Source organism: Brevundimonas sp. EAKA (assembly GCF_000698025.1).
GTDB lineage: Bacteria > Pseudomonadota > Alphaproteobacteria > Caulobacterales > Caulobacteraceae > Brevundimonas > Brevundimonas mediterranea_A.
The window spans coordinates 1-4,578 of sequence record NZ_JMQR01000186.1 but is presented as its reverse complement, the minus strand read 5'-3'; the positions used below and the strand labels follow the sequence as shown (position 1 = coordinate 4,578).

7 protein-coding genes are annotated in these 4,578 nt (G+C 69.2%); 3 read left to right on the top strand and 4 right to left on the bottom strand.

Going from position 1 to position 4,578, the window contains the following annotated elements; genetic code table 11:
- Positions 1 to 95: 95 nt before the first annotated feature.
- Genes ER13_RS16325 through ER13_RS16315 form a run of 3 tightly spaced genes read right to left on the bottom strand, consistent with a single transcriptional unit; the run spans position 96 to position 2,165 of the window.
- A complete protein-coding gene (locus ER13_RS16325) occupies positions 96 to 494 on the bottom strand; it encodes a hypothetical protein (RefSeq protein ID WP_052005173.1) in 399 nt (132 codons plus the stop codon).
- Between the two features lie 55 nt (positions 495 to 549).
- Complete coding sequence (locus tag ER13_RS16320) at positions 550 to 1,200, bottom strand: methyltransferase (RefSeq protein ID WP_008264375.1); 651 nt, start codon at positions 1,198 to 1,200, stop codon at positions 550 to 552.
- On the bottom strand, positions 1,197 to 2,165 hold the full coding sequence (locus ER13_RS16315; protein ID WP_008262802.1) for a fatty acid desaturase family protein: 969 nt from the start codon (positions 2,163 to 2,165) through the stop codon (positions 1,197 to 1,199). Before ER13_RS16315 ends, ER13_RS16320 begins: the two co-directional genes overlap by 4 nt.
- A 127-nt stretch (positions 2,166 to 2,292) precedes the next feature.
- Here ER13_RS16315 and ER13_RS16310 point away from each other — a divergent pair, with 127 nt between their 5' ends.
- From ER13_RS16310 to ER13_RS16300, 3 genes are read left to right on the top strand one after another with little or no spacing between them, the layout of a single operon-like run.
- A complete protein-coding gene (locus ER13_RS16310) occupies positions 2,293 to 2,700 on the top strand; it encodes a hypothetical protein (protein WP_035310980.1) in 408 nt (135 codons plus the stop codon).
- A complete protein-coding gene (locus ER13_RS16305; RefSeq protein ID WP_008264044.1) occupies positions 2,697 to 2,894 on the top strand; it encodes a helix-turn-helix transcriptional regulator in 198 nt (65 codons plus the stop codon). The genes ER13_RS16310 and ER13_RS16305 overlap by 4 nt, the downstream gene beginning before the upstream one ends.
- A 39-nt stretch (positions 2,895 to 2,933) precedes the next feature.
- Positions 2,934 to 3,866, top strand: coding sequence for an alpha/beta fold hydrolase (locus ER13_RS16300; RefSeq protein WP_035310978.1), 933 nt, complete (start codon positions 2,934 to 2,936; stop codon positions 3,864 to 3,866).
- Here ER13_RS16300 and ER13_RS19250 read toward each other — a convergent pair.
- The coding region (locus tag ER13_RS19250; protein WP_035310974.1) for a DUF3298 and DUF4163 domain-containing protein at positions 3,867 to 4,578 on the bottom strand (712 nt) is incomplete at its 5' end.

Genomic DNA, 4,578 nt, shown 5'->3' with positions numbered 1-4,578 from the left:
CCGCCTGTCCGTCCGCCCTGCCAGCGCATGCCCGTTCCCTCCGCCTGATCCGTCTTGAAGCTAGGCCGGAACGCGGAGGAAAGGGAAGGGATGCGTCAGTTCGGCCGATCCAGCCAGTCGTCGATCTGGGTCACGCCCTGGCGGGTCTGTTGGCGACGAGCGGCGGCGCCTTCGCGCAGGAAGCGCTCCTGGGCGACGTCATACAGGGGGCGGGCGGGGACGGCCGGCGACACGGTCGGTTCGCGCGCGGCTTCGATCTGCATCAGGCGCTGACGGGTTTCGATCTGCTGCTGTCGGGCCAGGGCGGCGTTGGCCTCGGATTGTCGCCGCAGCCGGTCGTTTTCATAGCGATGCTGGTCGGCGATCGCCGCAGGACCGCCGCCGGGATAGGCGCCGTGGGGCGCGGCGTAAGGTGGGACATAGGGCGGGGTTTGCGCCACGGCGCTGGAGGCCATGGCGGCGATCACTACGGAAAAGGTCGCGATCGGTCTCATGTCCTTGAAGATGGGCGGCGACGGCGCGAGGGGCAAGCGCGGCCGCGCCGTGACCTCAGGGCATGGCCCAGACGGAGGACCGCTTGATTTCCAGGTCCTCCAGCTCTCTGGTCGTGGGCACGCTGTATTCGGCCAGGAAATCCAGGCCCGAGCGGGGAAAATAGGTGCGGCCGGGATCGCCGATCAGGACACGGGTTCCGGCGGCGCGAGCCTGGCCCAGCCAGGCCAGCACGGCCTCGGTCATCGGCTTTTCGTAGCAGATGTCGCCGGCGCAGATGACGTCCACGGCCGGCGGCGGGGCGTCCAGCAGATTGAGCGGTGTGAAGCCTAGGGCCACGCCGTTGGCCTGGGCGTTGGCGGCGACGGCGGCCTGGCAGAAGGGATCGATGTCGGCGCACAGGACCGAGGCGGCGCCCGCCCGCATAGCCGCCACCCCGACCAGGCCCGAACCGGTCGCGAAGTCCAGCACCCGCTTGCCGGCGACCTCTTGCGGGTGATCCAGCAGATAGCGGCTCAGCGCCTGGCCGCCGGCCCAGGCGAAGGCCCAGAAGGGCGGCGGCAGGCCCAGTTCGCCCAGTTCCTCTTCCGTCATGCGCCAGATCGGCGTGATCTCGTCCGCCAGCCACAGCGAGATTTCCGGCGCATGGGGCACGGGCTGGAGACGTGTGTTGGCGTGGATGAAGGCGGCCGGATCGGGGATGGTCATGCCCGGCGACGCGTCGCGGTCTTCAGCACGTCGGCATACCCGGGCGCGACCTCCATGCCGGCGGCCTGGGGACGGGTGTGGACGGCGCGGTGCAGGGCCGGCAGCTTCCAGCACGGCACATGCATGAACAGGTGATGTTCTGCGTGGAAATTGACCCAGTAGGGGGCGATGAAGGCGCGCTCCCACCAGGCGGCGCGGGTGGTTCGGGCGGCGCGGAAGGCGTCGGCGGCCGAGCCGTCGACGCAGGCGTGTTCGGCGATGTTTCTCAGCCGCGTCACCATCGGGAACCAGGTCGCCATCGGCAGCAGCCACAAGGCGAAGAAGGCCCACCAGACCCCCGCCGCGACGAAGCCCGCCAGCAGGAGGGCGTTGAAGGCGAGGAAGGGCAGGACCGAGCGGCCGGTGACGACGGCCTCATATTGGTGGGCGCTATCGCGCATTGTTTGTGCGCCATCGCCCTTCGGGCTGCCTGAGCGCCTTTGGGCCAGCGGCAGCAGCACCCGCTGCTTGAAGAAGGTCTGGCCGGTCAGGTCGCGGATCAGCTTGCGCCGCAGGGAGGCGGGCGAGACGGGAAAGGGCGCCGACAGCATCAGGTCGGGATCCTCCGGCTGCTGGGCGAAGCGGTGGTGGGCCAGGTGATAGGGGCGATAGGCGGTCAGGCTGGCGCCGATCGGCACGGCGCAAAGCCAGTGGCCGAGGAAATCGTTCAGCCGCAGGTTCCGGGACAGGCCGCCGTGCGCCGCCTCGTGCATCAGGATCGCCAGGCCCAGCTGGCGCGTGCCGATCACCATGACGCACAGCGGGATCAGCCAGGGGATCAGCACCCCCGCGACGACCGCAATCGCGATCACGGCCCAGCAGTGGGCGACCAGCAGCGGCCCGACCCATGCCGAGCGGGCCTGGAACGGAGCCCATTCCTCGGGCGTGAACAGGGCGGATGCGGCTAAGCGCGGGGCGGCGGGCATGGCGGCAGTCTAGTCCCTAAGGCGGGTCTGGACAAAGCAATGCGATGATGTGTGGTGTTCCTTACAAAAAGTCAGGTTGACATGACATTTGACCGATGTAAGGTTGGCCTTACACAAGGAGGCGGACATGCTGTCTTTCGGAAAATCGACCACCCCGGCGCACCGGCGATACGTCATTCGCACCATGGCCTTCACCATTCCCTATGTGGCCATTTGCGTGGCCATGATGACGACCGACGCCTTCGACGAAGTGATGGGAAAGCCGGCGGCCTGGGGGCTGGCGGCGGCGGTCTCGGGACCGGTGATCGGCCAGATCTGGGCCGTCTTGTCCTTGATGCGCGAAAGCGACGAGTTCGTCCGCAGCCTTACGGCTAAACAGTTCATCGTCGCTTCGGGACTGGCCATGGCGGTCGCCACCTTCTGGGGCTTCGGCGAGAGCTTCGCAGGCGCGCCCCATATCGAGACCTGGCTGATCGTACCCCTGTTCTGGGGCATGTACGGAATCAGCGCGCCCTTCATCCGGACCAGCCGATGAAGAACCGGCTGAAACTGCTGCGCGTCGAGCGCGGCTGGACCCAGGAGCAACTGGGCCAGGCGCTGGGCGTGTCGCGACAGGCGGTGATCGCCCTGGAGACCGAGCGGCACGATCCCTCGCTGGACCTGGCCTACCGCATCGCTGCGGCCTTCGACCGACCGGTCGAGGAAATCTTCGAGAACCCGCACGCCTGACGGCGGCGGACCAAACCTAAAACCCAAGGGAGACATCCGATGTTCAACGCCTTCTTCAAGGCGCGCCCGCGCCTGCGCGCCGCACTGTTCGGTCTGGCGGTCTGCACCCCGTCGCTGATGGTCGGCGTCACCGCCGCCTTCGCCCAGCCAGGCGCCCAGGCGTCCGCCTTCGTCTCGGACCGCCTGTCCGTGGAGGTGGTGGGGGCGGGCCCCGATGTGATCCTGATCCCCGGCTTCGGCTGTTCGCGGGAAGTGTGGCGGACCACGGCGGATCGGCTGAAGGCGACGCACCGGGTCCATCTCGTGCAGCTGGCGGGCTTCGCCGGCGAGGCCTGGAGTCATGGCGACGGCCCCTTCGTCCAGCCGGTGGTCGAGGAACTGGACCGCTACATCCGCAGTCAAGGGTTGGAGCGGCCGGCGGTGATCGGTCATTCGATGGGCGCCCTGGCGGGACTGGTGCTGGCCCAGCAGCATCCTGAGGCTGTCGGCCGGTTGATGAGCGTGGACAGCCTGCCCTTCTTCGGCGCGCTGCGGGGGCCGCAGGTGACGGTCGAGGCCATGAGACCGGCGGCGGAACAGACGGCGCAGACCCTTCTGGCCCTCTCGGACGAATCCTTCCGCGCCGCCCAGGTCGGCAGCGCCCAGGGCATGACGCGGGACGCGGCATTGCGGGTCAGGCTGGTCGACTGGACGACCGGGTCGGACCGCAAGGCCATGGCGGCGGCCATGCGGGATGTCCTGCTGACGGATGCGCGGCCAGGTCTTGCGACCCTGCGTGTGCCGGTGACCGCCCTCTACGCCTCGGACGCCGACGGCGGGGCGCCCGCCGCCCAGGCGGATCAGGCCTGGGGTCACGAATATGCGGCCCTGCCCGGCGTCAAGCTGATCCGCGTCGACGGCAGCCGGCATTTCATCATGGCCGACCAGCCCCAGCGGTTCTCCGAACTGGTGGATCAGTTCCTGGCCGACTGATCAGCCTCCCTTGGGCGTCACGTCCCCCGCCTTGACCGGCGCGCCGGCGAACTCGTCGGCGTAGGCGGGGTTCAGCAGGGCGCGGAAGACCGACTGGGGCAGGGCGATCTGGTAGGGGCCGTCCGAATAGGGGCCGATCTGATAGGCGCCCAGCAGGAAGGTGATCCCGCCCGCCTTGCCCGGCGTCGTGCCCGGCGTCAGGACGAAGGGGGTGGCGACGGCCTTGGGGCAGGTCCACATCTTGCCGCCCAGGGTCGCGGTCTCCGACCCCGGCGAGCGGGCCTGTTTGGCGGCGTTGGCGGCGTCGCACAGGGCCTTGTCCAGGCCCGCCAGATCGGCGCCGGGGCGGAACAGGTCGGCGAAGCCCAGCCGCTTCTTCATCGCCTTGTCCCACAGCACGGCCGAGAAGCTGGTGTTGGGGTGGGCGCCGCCGGTGAACTCGAAATCGGTGCGGGCCAGGCTGAACAGCTTGCCGGTCTCGGCGCCGGGGTCGAAGGCGATGGTCTTCTCGTAGCCGCCGGGGCCGCCGCCGGCCTCGGACAGGTCGGCCTGGGCGCCTTCGGAGAACTGGCGCAGGTCGCGCACGGCGGCGGCGTAGAGGGGGGCGTGCAGGTCGGGCTTGGACTTGATCGCGTCCGGCCGGGTCAGTTTGACCGTGGCGTACTGGGTCTTGGAGTCGAAACTCATCGGCGCGCCGGCTGCGGCCGGGTTG

Bases quoted from the DNA above. Each gene is read 5' to 3' on its own strand.
- ER13_RS16315 (WP_008262802.1), bottom strand. From the start codon at position 2,165: ATGCCCGCCGCCCCGCGCTTAGCCGCATCCGCCCTGTTCACGCCCGAG.
- ER13_RS16300 (WP_035310978.1), top strand. From the start codon at position 2,934: ATGTTCAACGCCTTCTTCAAGGCGCGCCCGCGCCTGCGCGCCGCACTG.
- ER13_RS16325 (WP_052005173.1), bottom strand. From the start codon at position 494: ATGAGACCGATCGCGACCTTTTCCGTAGTGATCGCCGCCATGGCCTCC.
- ER13_RS16320 (WP_008264375.1), bottom strand. From the start codon at position 1,200: ATGACCATCCCCGATCCGGCCGCCTTCATCCACGCCAACACACGTCTC.
- ER13_RS16310 (WP_035310980.1), top strand. From the start codon at position 2,293: ATGCTGTCTTTCGGAAAATCGACCACCCCGGCGCACCGGCGATACGTC.
- ER13_RS16305 (WP_008264044.1), top strand. From the start codon at position 2,697: ATGAAGAACCGGCTGAAACTGCTGCGCGTCGAGCGCGGCTGGACCCAG.